The 16,675-nt window shown below is 67.5% G+C and carries 15 protein-coding genes; 8 read left to right on the plus strand and 7 right to left on the minus strand.

Annotated elements, in window-relative coordinates; all coding sequences use genetic code 11:
* Window positions 1-3 precede the first annotated feature (3 nt).
* The 4 genes from GRI40_RS04355 to GRI40_RS04370 all read right to left on the minus strand — a co-directional run bounded on the left by GRI40_RS04355 (window position 4) and on the right by GRI40_RS04370 (window position 3,928).
* Complete coding sequence (locus GRI40_RS04355; protein WP_160610212.1) at window positions 4-678, minus strand: nitroreductase; 675 nt, start codon at window positions 676-678, stop codon at window positions 4-6.
* Window positions 678-2,498, minus strand: coding sequence for a cobaltochelatase subunit CobT (gene cobT, locus GRI40_RS04360; RefSeq protein ID WP_160610213.1), 1,821 nt, complete (start codon window positions 2,496-2,498; stop codon window positions 678-680). The genes GRI40_RS04355 and cobT overlap by 1 nt, the downstream gene beginning before the upstream one ends.
* 2 nt (window positions 2,499-2,500) lie before the next feature.
* A complete protein-coding gene (gene fsa / locus GRI40_RS04365) occupies window positions 2,501-3,157 on the minus strand; it encodes a fructose-6-phosphate aldolase (protein WP_160610214.1) in 657 nt (218 codons plus the stop codon).
* A gap of 63 nt (window positions 3,158-3,220) precedes the next feature.
* The gene (locus tag GRI40_RS04370) at window positions 3,221-3,928 is read right to left on the minus strand and encodes a DUF4197 domain-containing protein (protein ID WP_160610215.1); all 708 of its coding nucleotides are present in this window, start codon (window positions 3,926-3,928) and stop codon (window positions 3,221-3,223) included.
* Window positions 3,929-3,985: 57 nt separating this feature from the next.
* Here GRI40_RS04370 and GRI40_RS04375 point away from each other — a divergent pair, with 57 nt between their 5' ends.
* From GRI40_RS04375 to GRI40_RS04385, 3 genes are all read left to right on the plus strand, one after another.
* Window positions 3,986-6,163, plus strand: a complete 2,178-nt coding sequence (locus GRI40_RS04375) for a primosomal protein N' (RefSeq protein WP_160610216.1) — start codon at window positions 3,986-3,988, stop codon at window positions 6,161-6,163.
* A 65-nt stretch (window positions 6,164-6,228) separates the two neighbouring features.
* On the plus strand, window positions 6,229-7,800 hold the full coding sequence (locus tag GRI40_RS04380; protein WP_160610217.1) for a hypothetical protein: 1,572 nt from the start codon (window positions 6,229-6,231) through the stop codon (window positions 7,798-7,800).
* A gap of 40 nt (window positions 7,801-7,840) precedes the next feature.
* Entirely contained in the window at window positions 7,841-8,473 is a 633-nt protein-coding gene (locus GRI40_RS04385) for a glutathione S-transferase family protein (RefSeq protein WP_160610218.1), read from the plus strand.
* On the opposite strand, the gene GRI40_RS04390 is transcribed toward GRI40_RS04385, so the two are convergent.
* Window positions 8,470-9,234, minus strand: a complete 765-nt coding sequence (locus GRI40_RS04390; protein ID WP_160610219.1) for an isocitrate lyase/PEP mutase family protein — start codon at window positions 9,232-9,234, stop codon at window positions 8,470-8,472. The two genes, GRI40_RS04385 and GRI40_RS04390, sit on opposite strands and share 4 nt — an antisense overlap.
* Window positions 9,231-10,280: a bifunctional transcriptional activator/DNA repair enzyme AdaA gene (locus GRI40_RS04395; protein WP_160610220.1), complete on the minus strand. Its 1,050-nt coding sequence runs from the start codon at window positions 10,278-10,280 to the stop codon at window positions 9,231-9,233. Before GRI40_RS04395 ends, GRI40_RS04390 begins: the two co-directional genes overlap by 4 nt.
* A 108-nt stretch (window positions 10,281-10,388) precedes the next feature.
* On the opposite strand from GRI40_RS04395, the gene GRI40_RS04400 reads away from it, so the two are divergent.
* Entirely contained in the window at window positions 10,389-11,942 is a 1,554-nt protein-coding gene (locus tag GRI40_RS04400; RefSeq protein ID WP_160610221.1) for a S1 family peptidase, read from the plus strand.
* 2 nt (window positions 11,943-11,944) lie between these two features.
* Here GRI40_RS04400 and GRI40_RS04405 read toward each other — a convergent pair whose 3' ends face one another.
* On the minus strand, window positions 11,945-12,739 hold the full coding sequence (locus tag GRI40_RS04405; RefSeq protein ID WP_337190544.1) for an O-methyltransferase: 795 nt from the start codon (window positions 12,737-12,739) through the stop codon (window positions 11,945-11,947).
* A 243-nt stretch (window positions 12,740-12,982) separates the two neighbouring features.
* Here GRI40_RS04405 and GRI40_RS04410 point away from each other — a divergent pair, with 243 nt between their 5' ends.
* Genes GRI40_RS04410 through GRI40_RS04425 form a run of 4 tightly spaced genes read left to right on the plus strand, consistent with a single transcriptional unit; the run spans window position 12,983 to window position 16,664 of the window.
* Complete coding sequence (locus GRI40_RS04410; RefSeq protein ID WP_160610223.1) at window positions 12,983-13,537, plus strand: F0F1 ATP synthase subunit delta; 555 nt, start codon at window positions 12,983-12,985, stop codon at window positions 13,535-13,537.
* Between the two features lie 34 nt (window positions 13,538-13,571).
* On the plus strand, window positions 13,572-15,101 hold the full coding sequence (gene atpA, locus GRI40_RS04415) for a F0F1 ATP synthase subunit alpha (protein ID WP_160610224.1): 1,530 nt from the start codon (window positions 13,572-13,574) through the stop codon (window positions 15,099-15,101).
* Window positions 15,102-15,129: 28 nt separating this feature from the next.
* The gene (locus GRI40_RS04420; RefSeq protein ID WP_160610225.1) at window positions 15,130-15,999 is read left to right on the plus strand and encodes a F0F1 ATP synthase subunit gamma; all 870 of its coding nucleotides are present in this window, start codon (window positions 15,130-15,132) and stop codon (window positions 15,997-15,999) included.
* 32 nt (window positions 16,000-16,031) lie between these two features.
* Window positions 16,032-16,664, plus strand: a complete 633-nt coding sequence (locus GRI40_RS04425; RefSeq protein WP_160610226.1) for a hypothetical protein — start codon at window positions 16,032-16,034, stop codon at window positions 16,662-16,664.
* Window positions 16,665-16,675: the final 11 nt, after the last annotated feature.

Consider the following 16,675-nt stretch of genomic DNA (forward strand, 5'->3'; position numbering starts at 1 on the left):
CTGCTACTGCCACCCCTCCCAGCGCACCGCTTCCTCCAGGGGCGCGCGGGCGACGGGGAAGCTGTTCACCACGGCATCCGGATCGCGGTGCCCGATCGCGAGGCCGCAGAAGAAGATGTGATCATCGGGAATGGCCACGACCTCGCGGATCTGCCGACTATATATCGCCCAGGCTTCCTGCGGACAGCTGTCGAGCCCTTCGCCGCGAAGGAGCAGCATGATCGTCTGCAGCCACATGCCGACATCCGACCATTGCGGCGGCCCCATGTACCGGGGCGTGTGGACCAGCATCAGCACCGGCGCGCCGAATGCCTGGAAGTTGCGGGCGAACCACATCAGGCGGGCCATCCTGTCCTCGCGCGGGATGGCGAGCGAGGCGTACATATCCTCGCCCACCCCGCGCCGCCGGCTCTCGTATGCTCCGTCAAGGCCCTTGGGATAGATGTCGTATTCCGGCGCGTGCGCTGCCGTCCCCTTCGGCAGATCGTCCGCCACCCGGGAAATCAGCCTGGCGAGCGGCTCTCCCGTCAGAACGACGCCATGCCACGGTTGGGTATTGCCGCCCGATGGGGCGCGCTGGGCCATCGTCAGCACCCGTTCCAGCACATCGCGATCGACCGGCGTGTCGAGAAAGGCGCGGATCGAGCGGCGGCTGCTTACGGCTTCGGTGACGTTCATCAATCGACCTCGAACAGTTCAGCCAATTGCTCCGTGATCGTCCCGCCGAGCTGCTCGACATCCATGATCGTCACCGATCGCCGGTAATATCGGGTCACGTCGTGCCCGATGCCGATCGCGGCGAGCTGGACCGGGGATTGCTTCTCGATCCAGTCGATCACCTTGCGCAGGTGCTGTTCGAGATAACCCGCGCTGTTGACGGACAGCGTGCTGTCGTCGACCGGCGCGCCGTCGGAGATGACCATCAGGATGCGGCGATCCTCCGGCCGGGCGAGCAGGCGCTCGTGCGCCCACAGCAGCGCCTCGCCGTCGATGTTCTCCTTCAGCAGCCCTTCGCGCATCATCAGGCCGAGGTTGCGGCGGGCACGGCGCCACGGCTCGTCCGCGCGCTTGTAGACGATGTGGCGCAGGTCGTTGAGACGGCCGGGTTGCGCGGGCTTGCCTTCGGACAGCCAGGCCTCCCGGCTCTGCCCGCCCTTCCATGCGCGGGTGGTGAAGCCCAGCACCTCGGTCTTGACCCCCACCCGCTCCAGCGTGCGGCCGAGAATATCGGCGCTGATCGCGGCGATGGAAATCGGCCGTCCGCGCATCGATCCCGAATTGTCGATCAACAGGGTGACGACCGTGTCCTTGAACTCGATGTCGCGTTCGATCTTGTAACTGAGCGAGTGGCCCGGGCTGATGACCACGCGGGCGAGGCGCGCGGCATCCAGCAGGCCTTCCTCCTGGTCGAAATCCCAGCTGCGGTTCTGCTGCGCCATCAGCCGCCGCTGCAGCCGGTTGGCGAGCCGCGTGACGACGCCCTGCAGGCCGGTGAGCTGGCTGTCGAGATAGGCGCGCAGGCGGTCGAGTTCTTCCGGATCGCACAGTTCCGGCGCCTCGACCACTTCGTCGAAGCGCGTGGTCCATGGCTTGTAGTCGAAGCCGTCGGGTATGTCGGTCCACGGGCGGTTGGGGCGGACGGGCATCATCCCTTCCTCCCCCTCGTCGCCCGGTTCGCCATCGGCGGCCTCCTCGTCGGAGCGCATGTCGGTGTCGGATTCGCCCGCGTCGTCGCCCTCGGTCAGCTCGCCCGCCATCTCGGTCGAGGGAGATTGCCCCTCGCCCTCGTTCTCGTCCTCGCCTTCGTCCTGGTCCTCGCCCTCCGGTTCCTCCCCCTCGTCGCCGTCGTCGGAGGGCTGGTCGGTATCTTCGGGCAGGGTGAGGTCGAGGTGCCGCAGCAAGTCCAGCGTCAGGCCCTGGAACGCCTTCTGGTCGTCGAGCGAGCGGGCCAGCGCATCGAAGTCGCCGCCGGCGCGCTCCTCGATCCAGCCGCGCAACATGCCCACCCCCGCGGCCGCGCGTTCGGGGACGGGCTGGCCGGTCAGCTTCTCGCGCAGGATCAGGCCGAGCGCGGTCGCGACCGGCACGTCTTCGGTCCGCGATGCGCGGGCGATGGGGTCGGCGGCGGTGCGGACGCTGGTCGCGGCATCGAGGTTCGCGCGGATGCCGCTGTAGCCTTCGCCGCCCAGCGCCTCGTACCGCACTTGCTCCACCATGTCGTAACACGCGCGCGCGGTGGGTTCCGGCGGCATCGCGCGCATGTGCAGCGCCTCGTCGTGATAACGCAGGCGCAGGGCGAAACTGTCCGCGAAGCCGCGCGCCTCGCGCGCCTGGTCAGGCGGAAGGGTGCGGCCGGGCAGCGGGACACGAAAGTTCTTGCCCCGCGCCGCCGGTGCATCCGCGCTCCACGCCACCTCCACCTCCGGCTCGTGCGCCAGGGCGCGGCTCGCCCCGGTCAGCGCGTGCTTGAAGCGGTCGAGAGGCGTTTCATCCGCCACGCTCAGCCGAGGATGCTTTGCCCGGTCTTCGCCCAGTCGGACGAGAAGCCTTCAAGGCCCTTGTCGGTGAGGACGTGGTTCGCGAGCGCCGTGATGACCTTGGGCGGCGCGGTCATCACGTCCGCGCCGATGCGCGCGGCTTCCAGCACGTGCACGACGTGGCGGACGCTGGCGACGAGGATCTCGGTGCCGAAGTCGTAATTGTCGTAGATCAGGCGGATGTCGCGGATCAGTTCCATCCCGTCATAGCCGTTGTCATCGTGCCGTCCCACGAAAGGCGACACGAACGTCGCGCCCGCCTTGCCCGCCAGCAGCGCCTGGTTGGCGGAGAAGCACAGCGTGACATTGACCATCGTGCCGTCGCCCGTGAGCGCCCGACAGGTCTTGAGGCCGTCGATCGTCAGCGGCACCTTGATGCAGACATTGTCCGCGATTTTCCGCAGCACCTCGGCCTCGCGCATCATCGTCTCGTGGTCGAGCGCCACGACTTCCGCGCTTACCGGCCCGTCGACGATCGCGCAGATTTCGCGCGTGACCTCCATGAAATCGCGCCCGGACTTGGCGATCAGCGAGGGGTTGGTCGTCACGCCGTCGAGCAGCCCGGCTTCGTTGAGCTCGCGGATGTCGGCGATTTCGGCGGTGTCGGCGAAGAACTTCATGGCGCGGCAAGGCTCCCGGGAATGCGATTCACCGGGAGCCTTAGCGGCGGGGGCGGGCGGCGGCTAGAGCGCGCGGGCCCCGCCGAACACGCCGATGATCAGCGGATCGCGCGTGCTGGCAGGATCCGCGCGGATGAGCGCTTCCTCCCGCCCGATCTCCGTCCAGATGACGTCGTCGACGCGGGCGCTGAACGTGCGCGCGACTTGCGGAATGTCCACGCCCGAAAGCGCCGCGAGCGCTTCGCCCACCAGGGGATCGCTCGCCACGCGCAGCCCTTGTCCGACGCCCGGCAGCATCGCGTCGATCAGGCGCGTGCCCATCTCCTGGCGCAGATAGCTGGTCGCCGAGGTCGGTCCGCCGCGCACGAGGTCGATCGCATTCTGGAAACCGACGACGCGAATGGTGTCGGCCACCACCGGCGCCGCGCGGTCCGCCGCTTCGAAGGCGACCGGCGCCAGCGCGCGCGCCAGCCGGTCCTTGAACAGGCCCGAGGTGAGGATGCGGCCGAGCGTCCCGCCGCGGGCGCCCAGGAAATGCTCGAACCCCAAGGCGGCGACCTGCTGGTCCCAGAACCCGCCCGGCGCAGTCATCCGGTCGAATGCGCGGCCGGTAGAGATGAACAGCAGGCGCGCGATCGCGTCGGTGAAACTGAACCCGCCGCCATAAGGGCCGGCACAGGCGGGCAGCATCAGCGCGCCGCTGGCCACGCCCAGCCCGGCCAGGAAGCCGCGGCGGTGAAAAATAGTCGGGATGGTCGTCGTCTCAGTCATTCTTCCAGTCCTCACCTTGCCGCACCACCCCGGCCGCGCCCATATGGGCAGGAACACATGAACCGCGCCCGACTGCTGATCTTCAACGCCGCGCTTGGCCCGCTCGACTACCGCGTTCCGGATGGGATGCACGTCGCGCCCGGGTCGGTCGTCGTCGCGCCTCTGGGGCCCAGGCAGATCGTCGGGATCGTCTGGGAATCGGAACGGCTCCCCACCAGCGAGGTTCCGGACGCGAAACTGCGGCCGCTGCTTGCCGTCCTGCCCGTCCCGCCGCTGAAGGCGGAGCTGCGCCGGCTGATCGAATGGACCGCCGATTACTACTGCGCGTCGCTCGCCTCCGTCGCGCGCATGGTTCTGGCGAGCGGCGGCGCGCTGCGTGGTCCGGCGACGATAACCGAATACCGCCTGTCGGGCGGCGCGCCCGAACGCATGACCCCGCAGCGGCAGGCGGCGATCGACGCGCTGGAAGGCGAACAGGCGACCATCCGCGAACTGGCGGGATTCGCCGGCGTGAGCGAAGGCGTGCTGCGCGGGCTGGTCAACCAGGGCGTGCTGGAGGCGGTGCAGGTCGATTGCGACCGACCCTACCCGCCGGCGCGGGCCGATTTCGCGGCGCCGCAACTCTCGCCCGCGCAGGCGGAGGTCGCAGACACTTTCGTCGATGCCGTCCGCGCGCGGCGGTTCGAACCGTTCCTGCTCGACGGGGTGACGGGATCGGGCAAGACCGAATGCTATCTCGAGGCGGTTGCCGCCGCGCTCGAAATGGGCCGCCAGACGCTCGTCCTCCTGCCCGAGATCGCCTTGACAGAGGCCTTCCTCCGGCGGTTCGAGGACCGCTTCGGCGTGCCGCCCATCGTCTGGCATTCGAGCCTGAAATCGACCGAGCGCCGCAGGGCATGGCGCGCCATCGCGGCGGGCGCGGCGGATGGGGGGGCGCAGGTGATCGTCGGCGCGCGATCCGCCCTGTTCCTGCCCTATGCCGATCTCGGCCTGATCGTGGTCGATGAAGCGCACGAGATCAGCTTCAAGCAGGACGAAGGCGTCCGTTACAACGCGCGCGACGTTGCCGTGATGCGTGCGCGGTTCGAAGCGATCCCGGTGATCCTCGCCAGCGCGACGCCGGCGCTGGAAAGCCTGCAGATGGCCGAAAGCGGGATCTATCGCCGGCTGGTGCTGGAGGACCGTTACGGCGGCGCGCGCCTCCCCGCGATCGACACCGTCGACCTGACGGAAGAGGCGCCCGGCCGCGGCCGCTGGCTGGCGCCGCGGCTGGTGGCGGGCATGGAGGAAAGGCTGGCGCGCGGCGAACAGTCGCTGCTGTTCCTCAACCGCCGCGGCTATGCCCCCCTCACCCTGTGCCGCAACTGCGGGTTCCGGTTCCAGTGCCCCAACTGCACCGCCTGGCTGGTGGAGCACCGGCTGTCGCGCCGGCTCGCCTGCCACCATTGCGGGCACGAGACGCCGCCGCCCCCCGCCTGCCCGGAATGCGGCGAGCTCGACTGCCTGGTCGCGTGCGGCCCGGGGGTGGAGCGGATTGCCGACGAGGTCCGCGACCTGTTCCCCCAAGCGCGCGTCGCCGTCGTCACCAGCGACACGATCAACTCGCCCGAAAAGGCCGCCGATTTCGTCGCCCAGGCCGAAGGCGGCGCGATCGACGTGATCGTCGGCACGCAGCTGGTCACGAAAGGCTTCCATTTTCCGGAACTGACCCTGGTGGGCGTGGTCGATGCGGACCTCGGCCTCGAAGGCGGCGACTTGCGCGCGGCGGAACGGACATACCAGCAAGTGGCCCAGGTCGCCGGGCGCGCGGGCCGGGGTTCCAAGCCAGGCGAGGTGCTCATCCAGACCCGGCACCCCGCCGCGCCGGTGATCGAGGCGCTGGCAGCCGGCGACCGCGATGCCTTTTACGCCGCCGAGACGGAGGCGCGCCGCCACGCCGGTGCCCCGCCCTTCGGACGCTGGGCGGCGATCATCGTCTCGAGCGAGGACGATGCCGAGGCGCGCGAGGCGGCGAACCTGATCGGCGGCACGCGGCCCCAGGTGCCCGACGTGGCGATTCTGGGGCCCGCGCCCGCACCGCTCAACCTGCTGCGCGGCCGGTATCGGTACCGCCTGCTGCTCAACGCCCGCCGCAGCGCCCAGGTGCAGGACGTGATCCGCGACTGGCTGGCGCCGCTGCGCTTCCCGCAAGGGGTGCGCGTGTCGATCGACATCGATCCCTACAGCTTCGTGTAAGGGCCTTCACAACAGCCGGCGCTTATGCAAACTTCGCCCTGTTACTGGGGACTGGGGTTGCAATCATGAAGAAGTATGTTTTCGCTCTGGCGGCGGCGTTTGCCGTCGTCGCCGCGCCGGCGCACGCCGCGGACAAGTGGTTCGAAGCGAAGTCGGATCACTTCATCGTCTATTCCGCCGGGTCGGAAAAAGACGCGCAGACGCTGGCAGCCAGTCTCGAACGACTGGACAATGCCTTGCGAATGTTCGGCGGCGTATCCACCGCCAGCAAGGAAGTGCCGGATGCCGTGAAGCTCACGGTCTATCAGTTCGGCCGCACAAGCGACATCGCGGAACTGCACAGCGCGGCCAACAGCGGGGTTGCGGGCTTCTTCATCCCGCGCGCGGGGCGTTCGGTCGCCTTCGTGCCGCTGCGGCCCGATCGCGAACGGACACCCGGCACGCGCAGCGAACAGCGGGATATCGACCCCGCGAAAGTGCTGTTCCACGAATATACGCACTATTTCATGTTCCAGAACGCCGCCGCGGCATACCCGTTCTGGTATGTCGAAGGGTTTGCAGAGCTTTTCGGCACGCTGAACCTGACAGATAACGGGTTCAACCTGGGCGAGGCGCCGACCCACCGCGCGGACGCCCTGAAATACCTCAGCATCGATGTCCGCAAGCTGTTCGATCCGCCCTTGAAGGGCAACGACGGCACCATGGTGATGAAGCAGTATGCCTATGGCTGGATGGCGGTGAGCTATCTGAGCTTCGAACCGACGCGCAAGGGCCAGCTTGCCGATTACCTCCGCCGCATCAACGCGGGCGAGGCGAACCTCGTGGCCGCCGAAAAGGCGTTCGGCGATCTCGACAAGCTGCAGCGGGACCTCGAGGACTATCGCAAGGGCCGGGTCCGCGCGGTCGCCGTGAACTACGCAAACTACACGCCCCCCGCCGTACGGGTGCGCGCGGTCCGCGAGGACGAGGCCGAGCGGATGAAGCTGCACATCAGCAGCACGCGGGGCGTGACCGAACGGCGCGCCGCAAGCCTGGTGGCCCCGGCGCGCGAACTGGTGGCCCGATATCCCAACAGCGTGCCGGTGCTGCTGGCCGCGACCGAGGCGGAATTCGACGCAAAGAACCTGGCGCAGTCCGAAGCGCTCGCAAAACGGGTGCTGGCAATCGAGCCCGCCTCCGTCGACGCGCGCCTCTATCTCGCCAACATCGCCGTGCAGCGGGCGCAGGACGATCCCGCGCAGTATAAGATCGCGCGGGAGAACTTCGTTGCCGCCAACCGGGCCGATCCGAACCAGCCCCTGGCGTTGATGGGCTATTACCTCAGCTTCGTGCTGGCCGGCGAAACCCCGCCCGAAGACGCCCTGATCGCGCTCGACCGCGCCTATGACCTCGCCCCGTTCGACGGCGGGCTTCGCACGACCCTGGCGCATCAGTTGCTGCTGGAAAACCGCGACAAGGAAGCGCTGCTGTTGCTCGGGCCGATCGTCAACGATCCGCACAGCGGCAAGCGGGCGGAGCGGTTCCGCGGCCTGATCGAGAAGATGAACGCCGGGGACCGCGCGCCCCTGCTCGCGCGGCTTGCGCCGACCAACAAGAAAGACGGCGACAAGCGCGATGACGAGGACGATGATAGCTGACGGTCGTCCGCGGGGGCGCTGGTTACGGGAGTAGGTTCAAATGCTGACGGTCCATCACCTGCGCATCTCGCAGTCGGAACGCGTGGTCTGGCTGTGCGAAGAACTCGGGCTCGATTACGATCTCCGGCTCTACACCCGCCGGTCGGACAACAATCTCGCGCCCGATGAGTACAAGGCGCTGCACCCGATGGGCATCGCGCCCGTCATCACGGACGGCGACCTCGTGCTGGGTGAAAGCGGCGCGATCTGTGAATATATCGACCGCACATACGGTAAGGCGCGGCATTCTCCGGGTCCGGACGACGCGGACTTCGCCGGGCACCTGCTCTGGTTCCACTTCTCCAACGCGACCTTCATGGCGACCGGCATGATGGGGCTGGTGGCGCGGCGGCTGGGCGCGGATCCCCTGCCCGATTTCGTGGCGGACCGGACGGCGAAGGCCTGGCAACTTGCCGAAGCCCGTCTGGCGGAGGCGCCGTTCTTCGGCGGCCGGTCCCTCACCACGGCGGACATCATGATGGGCTTCAATCTCACCACGGCGCGCATGTTCGGCGGCGCCGATCTTTCGCAGTTCCCCCATATCGCCGCCTATCTGAAGCGAATCGGGGAGCGGCCCGCCTATCGCCGCGCGATGGAGAAGTGCGAGCCGGGGGTGACGCCCAAGCTGGACTAGCCCGCCGCGTAGGCTGGCACTCCGCCCGCGAATACGCTCGCGGCCTCGCGCTTCATTATGTCCATTGCGGCGGCCCACGGCTGGTGGCCGTGACTGATCCGCGCGACGCCCAGCGCGGCGAGCGTGGCACGCGGGCCGCAGCCGGGCGACCAGAGGACGTTGACCGGCAGGGGCGATCCTTCGCAGATCGCGGCGATGCATCCGTGATCGGCCAGGAACGGTACGAACAGCCCGCCTGCCCCGGCGTCCGCATAGGCGCGGGCACGCTCCAGCGTGGCGGTGACGAGCTTCTCCCCGTCCGCCGCGACGTCGCCGCCACGAAACACGTCGCAGCGCGCGTTGACGAACAGGCCGCTGGATGCCGCCGCGGACAGGCGCTCGGCTTGATCGTCGATCGGGACCAGCGCCGATTCGCCCGGCATCCGGTCTTCCATGTTGATCCCCGCGGCACCCGCATCGCGCGCCGCATCCACGGATCGCTGCACGTCCGCCGGCGTCGCGCCGTAACCTGATTCCAGATCGACCGTCACCGGAAGGTCCGTCACCGAACAGATGCGCCGTAGATTCGCCAGCACCAGTTCGAAAGGAACCGTTTCCCCGTCCGCGAAGCCGAGCGATTCGGCTACGCCGTAACTTCCGGTCGCGATCGCCTGCGCGCCCGCTTCGGCCACGACTCGCGCCGTCCCCGCATCCCAGATGTTGAACAGGACCAGCGGGTCGCCGGGCACGTGCAGCGCGCGAAAGGTATCCACCCGGTTCATCGTTTCGTCTCCCGCTTGAGCAATTCCCGCTTGATGTCGAGGCCGTAGGCGTAGCCGCCGAGGTTCCCGCCCGTGCGGATGACGCGGTGGCACGGTATCAGCACGGCCACGTTATTGCGCGCGTTGGCGCTTCCGGCTGCGCGGACCGCGGCAGGGTTGCCAGCCGCCGCGGCGATCTGTGCATAGGTGCGCGTGTCGCCCGGCGGTATCGCGCGCAATGCCTTCCAGCACGCTTCCTGGAAGGCGGTGCCCTTCACGTCGAGCGGGATATGGGCAAAGCCTGCGGGCGCATCACCCGGGGCCTCCACCGTGGCGATCACCTCGGCGAGAAGGCGCGCGAACGCGTCGCCCCCTTCCACGAGCGCCGCCTTCGGAAACCGGCGCGCAAGAGCGTCGCGCCCTTCCCCGAACGACAGGCGGCACACCCCCTTGTCCGTTGCGGCGACGAGCATCGGGCCGAGCGACGTCTCCGCGACAGCCCAGTGGATCGTCGTCCCGCGGCCGCCATCGGCCCAAGCGCTGGGTGCCATGCCCATCTTCCCTTTCATGTCGTCATAGAACCGGCTCGGCGCCTCGTAACCCGCGCCATAAATCGCCTCCGTCACGCTGCCCTGGCGGCTGAGCGCGTCGCGCGCCCGTTCCTCGCGCAAGGCGCGGGCATATGCGGCGGGGGAGAGCCCGGTCGCGCGCTTGAACACCCGCTGGAAATGGGCCGCGGAGTATCCGCCCATCGCGGCGAGTTCGCCCAGCGACAGGCGCCCCGCGCTCGCCTTGATCGCCTCGATCGCCGCGATGACCGTGGCGTCGTCGCGACCGATCGCGTCCGGCGTGCAGCGCAGGCAGGCGCGCAAGCCGGCCGCCTCCGCCTCGGCAGGCGTGGCGTAGAACCGCACGTTGTGCCGCAAAGGCGCGCGCGCCGGGCAGCTCGGCCGGCAATAGATTCCGGTGGAATGAACGCCGGTGACGAACGCGCCATCGTAGCGGCGATCCTTGGCGAGCGCGATCTGCCAGCGCCGGTCATCGTCGAGAACGAGAGTGTCTGCCATCGCGTCATCCTGTTGCCAGATCGGGGTGCGGCTGAACAGGTAGCGGTATCGCCTGCCCCGCGCGTCCCGCGTCTTGCGGTCAATGTCACGCCTTGCCACAAGCGGCCCATGATCCGCATGTTCCGGGCGCTGGCGGCGCTGATCCTGACAGCTCTCTCCGCGTCCGCCCTGGCGGAGCCTGCCGACATCACCGCCGCGGCGCGCGGGGTGGTGCGGGTGGTGATCGTCGGCACGGACGGTGAAACCATCTATCCCATGAGCCACGGGAGCGGATTCGCGATCTCCCCCACCCGCGTCGTGACCAACGCCCATGTGCTGGAAGAGGCCGCCAACGATCCGACGACGCGCATCGCCATCGTGCCGTCCGATGGGGGCGAGGCCGATTTTGCGCGCATCGTCGCCGTCAACTCGGCCAAGGACCTGGCCTTGCTCGAGCTGATGGGAGACCTCCGGCTGCCGGCGCTCACCTTGTCCGGGATAGCGGCCACCGACGGCGACGAGGTTTCGGCTGTCGGCTATCCGATGAACGTCGACCGGGCGCAAGGCCTCGATATCGCGGACCTGTTCCGGTCGCAGCCGCCGGTGAAGAGCCGCGGCCATGTCTCCGGCTCGCGGCCCAGCCGGGACGTCGACACAGTGCTCCACACCGCCGCGATCGCGCGCGGTAATTCGGGCGGTCCCCTGCTCGACGCGTGCGGCCGGGTGCTGGGCGTCAACAGCTTCGGCACCGCCTCCGACGAAGGCGGGGACGCGGAGTTTTCGTTCGCCGTTTCGGGGCGGGAGCTGGCCGCGTTCCTGCGCGCGGCTTCGGTCCCCGTGCCGGTCAACGCCCTCCCCTGCCGCAGCATGGCGCAACTGGACGCCGCAGAGCGGGAGCGCCTGGCGAGCGAGCAGGCCGCTGCGCGCGCAGATCTCGCCCGCCGCGCGGAGACATCGCGCGAACGGCGCGAACGTGCCCGGCTGGAAGCGGAGATGGCCGTCCTTGCGGATCGTGAAAACGCCATGGCCATGGCCGGCCTGCTGATCCTCCTGGCGGCGGCAGCCGGGTTTGCCGCCTATCAGTTCCGCTCGCGCGAGGACGGGGGCAAGGCCATGCGGATCGCTGGTGCGGTCGCGGCGGCGGCCCTGGTGGGCGCGCTCGCCATATGGTTCACCCGCCCCGGCCTGGACGCGATCGATCGCCGCGTTTCGGAGATACTGGCGGGCGAAGAGGGCGACGATGCGGCGGGTTCCGGTGACGGTCCGGAATCGACCGAGGGCGAGGCGGCGAAGCTGACCTGCACGCTCGATCCCGAACGCAGCCGCGTGGTCGGGGAACCGCCGGTGGACCTGGCGTTCGAATGGGCGCCCGGCGGCTGTGTCAACGGCCGGACGCAATACGGCTTTGCCGATGGCGCCTGGACGCGCCTCTTCGTGCCGGACGGGGAAGACACCGTTTCGATCAACCGCTTCGACCCGCGGACGCGCACGTTCCGGACCGACCGGTATCCGTTGTCGCGAGCCGCGATGCGCCAGGCCCGCGAATCGCGCGCCGCATATCAGGCACCCGCGTGCGGGGCGGACGATGCGGCCCGCACGCTCGGCGAACGGCAATCCGCGGTCGCGGCCCTGCTGCCTGCGCAGCCCACCGAGCGGATCGTGCGCCAGTGCCGGCCGCGCTGATCTCAGCGGGTGGCGGCGGCCTGCTCGCCGTCAGGGAATACGAGCCCGATCCCGAACACGCCCTGGTCGCGGTCCTCCACCAGCTCGCGGGTGTGGGGGTAGCGGCGCTGCACTTCGGCCCAGAATGGCGCCACGGTGATCTCCGCGTCGAACCGGTTGGGCAGGATGTCGTGCATGACGATCATGCCGCCGGGCGCGAGCAGCGGGCTGTAGAGTTCGAAATCCCGCTTCACCCCGTCGTATGAATGATCGGCGTCGATCATGATGAGATCGAAACCGTCCTGTCCCGCGAGCGCTGCCACCGCATCGCGGCTCGATTCGAGATGCGAATCGCCGCGCACGAGCGAAAGCCTGCGATCCCCCCGCGGAAACTTTCGATAGATCTCCGCCTTCCATTCCGGATACCCGCCGCCATTGCGGCCGCCCGGCAGGTCCAGGCTGACGATATGCGCGCCGGGCGCGGAGCTTTCGGTCAGCAGGAACAGCGTCCCGCCGCGTGCCGTGCCGATCTCCAGCACGCTGCGCGGCTGGCGCGCGCGGACCAGGCGCACCAGCTCGGTGATTTCCACCCGGCTCTGCATCGGCTGGAAAAAGCCGCCCGCCCCGTTCATCGCGAAATCGACCAGGCCCTCGACATCGTCCGGCCGCGATCCGTCGAGCGATGCCATCGCGACATCGCGCAGGCGGCGGTCCTTCGCCTCCTTCATCTTGAGGTGCGCGCGATTGAGGGCATTGATCGGCCCGACAAACCGGCCCCGGGCGCGCGACTTGCGCAGGGCGACCTTCAGTTTATCCACAATCAACCGATCAGCCCCTTTTCCGGCGCGCGAAGACGATTCGATTCGCCGCGCTTTCGCCCGTGCATTACCTTTAACTTGCAAATTCTGGCGAGCTTTTCCTTGGGATTTGCCGCCCCGGTTGCATCGCGGAAAGGCCGGTGATAGGGGCGCGCCAGCCTTGCCCCGGCAGCCCATCGGGCGGCCATTCCGCAGGCGCGGCTGCGACCGATCGTTTTTCCGGACCCAAGAGGACCAACGCGCGTGGATATTTCCGCCGGTATTCTGGCTAGCCTGGCAGGGCGTTATGCGTCCGCGCTGTTCGAACTCGCCAGCGAAGCGGGCACTGTCACCGCCGTCGAATCGGATCTCGAAACGCTGGCGTCGGCATATGCCGAATCGGAAGATCTGCGCGGTCTGACCGTCAACCCGCGCATCGGCCGCCGTGCTCAGGGCGCTGCGATCGAAGCGGTGGCCGGATCGCTCGGCCTGTCCGATCTCACGAAGAAATTCCTCGGCACGCTGGCCGCCAACGGACGCCTGTCGCACCTCACGGACATGATCCGGGCATTCCGCACGATCGCCGCCGCCCAGCGCGGCGAAGTGACCGCCGAAGTGACCAGCGCCCACGCGCTGACCGACGCCCAGATCGAACAGCTCCGCCAGAAGCTGACCGCGCGCGAAGGTCGCACGGTCAAGCTTTCGACCAGCGTGGACCCCGACCTGCTCGGCGGTCTCGTGGTCACCATCGGATCGAAGCGGATCGACGGATCGATCCGCAGTCGTCTCAACTCTCTTGCTCAGGCCATGAAGGCCTAAGGGCGCAAGCCCGTCTTCTGAAGGTAGCTCAGTCATGGAAATCCGCGCCGCAGAAATCTCCAAGGTCATCAAGGACCAGATCGCCAACTTCGGCACCGAGGCGGAAGTCTCGGAAGTCGGTTCGGTGCTCTCGGTCGGTGACGGCATCGCCCGCATCCACGGGCTCGACAGCGTCCAGGCGGGCGAGATGGTCGAATTCGCCAACGGCGTGCAGGGCATGGCCCTGAACCTCGAAGCGGACAACGTCGGCGCGGTGATCTTCGGCTCGGACGCCGAGATCAAGGAAGGCGACAGCGTCAAGCGGACCGGCACCATCGTGGACGTGCCCGTCGGCAAGGGCCTGCTCGGCCGCGTGGTCGACGCGCTGGGCAACCCGATCGACGGCAAGGGCCCGATCGTTTCGGACGAACGCCGCCGCGTCGAAGTGAAGGCACCGGGCATCATCCCGCGGCAATCGGTCAGCGAGCCTGTGCAGACCGGCCTCAAGGCGATCGACGCGCTGGTGCCGATCGGCCGCGGCCAGCGCGAGCTGATCATCGGCGACCGCCAGACGGGCAAGTCCGCCGTGGCGATCGATACCTTCATCAACCAGAAGCAGGCCAACGCCGGCACGGACGAAGGCAAGAAGCTTTACTGCATCTACGTCGCCGTCGGGCAGAAGCGCTCGACCGTGGCGCAGCTTGTCCGCACGCTGGAAGAAAACGGCGCGATGGAATATTCCATCATCGTCGCCGCCACCGCTTCGGAACCGGCCCCGCTTCAATATCTGGCGCCCTACACCGGCTGCGCGATGGGTGAATTCTTCCGCGACAACGGCATGCACGCCGTGATCGTGTATGACGACCTTTCGAAGCAGGCCGTGGCCTACCGCCAGATGTCGCTGTTGCTTCGCCGCCCGCCGGGCCGCGAAGCCTATCCGGGCGACGTGTTCTACCTCCACAGCCGCCTGCTGGAACGTGCGGCGAAGATGTCGGACGCCAACGGCGGCGGATCGCTGACCGCGCTGCCGATCATCGAAACGCAGGCAGGCGACGTGTCGGCCTACATTCCGACCAACGTGATCTCGATCACCGACGGCCAGATCTTCCTTGAAACCAACCTGTTCTACCAGGGCATCCGTCCGGCGATCAACGTCGGCCTGTCGGTCAGCCGCGTCGGCGGTGCCGCGCAGACCAAGGCGATGAAGAAGGTTTCGGGCTCCATCAAGCTGGAGCTGGCGCAGTACCGCGAAATGGCGGCCTTCGCGCAGTTCGGTTCGGACCTCGACGCCTCGACCCAGAAGCTGCTCAACCGCGGCGCGCGCCTGACGGAACTGCTCAAGCAGGCCCAGTTCTCGCCCATGCCGTTCGAAGAGCAGACGGTGTCGATCTTCGCCGGCACCAACGGCTACCTCGACAGCGTGGCGGTGGACAAGGTGACCGACTACGAAGCGCAGATGCTGGCGTTCATGCGCAGCGAACACGCCGGCGTGCTGGACGAAATCCGCAGCACGCAGAAGTTCGAAGGCGACGTGGCCGACAAGACCAGGGCCGCGCTCGACAGCTTCGCCAAGCAGTACGCCTGAGCCCGAAGAGACTAGCTAGGGAGCCGAAATGGCCTCGCTGAAAGAACTCAAGGGCCGGATCAACTCGGTCAAGTCGACCCAGAAGATCACCAAGGCCAAGCAGATGGTCGCGGCTGCCAAGCTGCGCAAGGCGCAGGCGGCCGCCGAATCGGCGCGCCCCTATGCCGAGCGTCTGGGCGCGGTCATGGCCAGCCTGGCGACCAAGGTTTCGGGTGACGGCGCGCCCAAGCTGTTCGCCGGCACCGGCAAGGACCAGCGCCACCTGCTGGTCGTCGCCAACAGCGACAAGGGCCTCGCCGGCGCGTTCAACTCGAACATCGTCCGCGCCGCGCTCGCCAAGGCGCGCGAATTGAAGGCCGAGGGCAAGGACGTCGATTTCTACCTCGTCGGCCGCAAGGGCCGCGCACCGATCCGCCGCGCGCACCCCGGCAACATCGCGCAGATGTTCGACACCACCGACGTGCGCGAACCTGGTTATGCCGAAGCGGAACGGATCGTTACCGAGCTGACCGAGATGTACGAAGGCGGCCGGTTCGACGTGGCACACCTGTTCTTCTCGAAGTTCAAGAGCGCGCTGACCCAGGAACCGACCCGGATCCAGATCATCCCCGTCCCCGCGCCCGCCGCGGCCGCCGCCAGCCAGGCATCGGTCGAGTATGAGCCGGAAGAGGAGGAAATCCTCGCCGAGCTGCTGCCGCGCTACCTCAAGACCCAGGTGTTCGGCGCGCTGCTCGAAAACCAGGCGTCCGAACAGGGCGCCTCGATGACCGCGATGGACAACGCCACGCGCAACGCGGGCGAGCTGATCAACAAGCTGACCATCCAGTACAACCGCAGCCGCCAGGCCGCGATCACCACCGAACTCATTGAAATCATCGCGGGCGCGGAGGCCCTCTAATGGTTTTGCGGGTCTTCCTAATTGCGTCGCTGATGATCGGCGTATCTTCGGCAAACGCTGCGGAAACGGTGCAGCACGTGAATGTGGAGACGCCCGCGGTGGGAGAGGTCGTCACCCAGACGATTGGTTCGACGATCTATGAACATTCCAATTATTCGATTGTCACCCAGGATGTTCTAATACCTGAGGGCGAAATGACTAAGGGTTGGATCGCTTGGCGGGCGACCATTCCAGCCGGAACGAAGCTTGTTATCGTTCCTCACGACAAAGCGATCAAAGCATGTGCCCCGGGATTGGCTCACAACACAATTGGCGGCCAGTATACCGAAGCCTGCGCATACGACGATGACCGAGACGGGACTTTTGACCGGATTAACGCTGCCGGAGGGAGCGCAGGCAAGGTTCCAAGGACCGCCTATTCTCGATCTACCCAGCAAACCAGCGTGGCCGGCAACGGATTCAAGAACGTATTGATCTTTAACGGCTACTCCAAAGGCACCATCAAGCTCGATTATCGGGAATTTCTGAACGACCTCGCCCGGCCCGCGTTCACCCAAGAGCTTGAGTTCGACGTATCCGAGTTGCCGACGGTTATCGCAGTAAAGTCAGTACGAATTCGCATTTTGAGTGTGTCAAACGAAGGTCTCAAGTTCGAACGCCTCTGAGACGAATTATT

Source organism: Tsuneonella aeria (genome assembly GCF_009827495.1).
GTDB lineage: Bacteria > Pseudomonadota > Alphaproteobacteria > Sphingomonadales > Sphingomonadaceae > Tsuneonella > Tsuneonella aeria.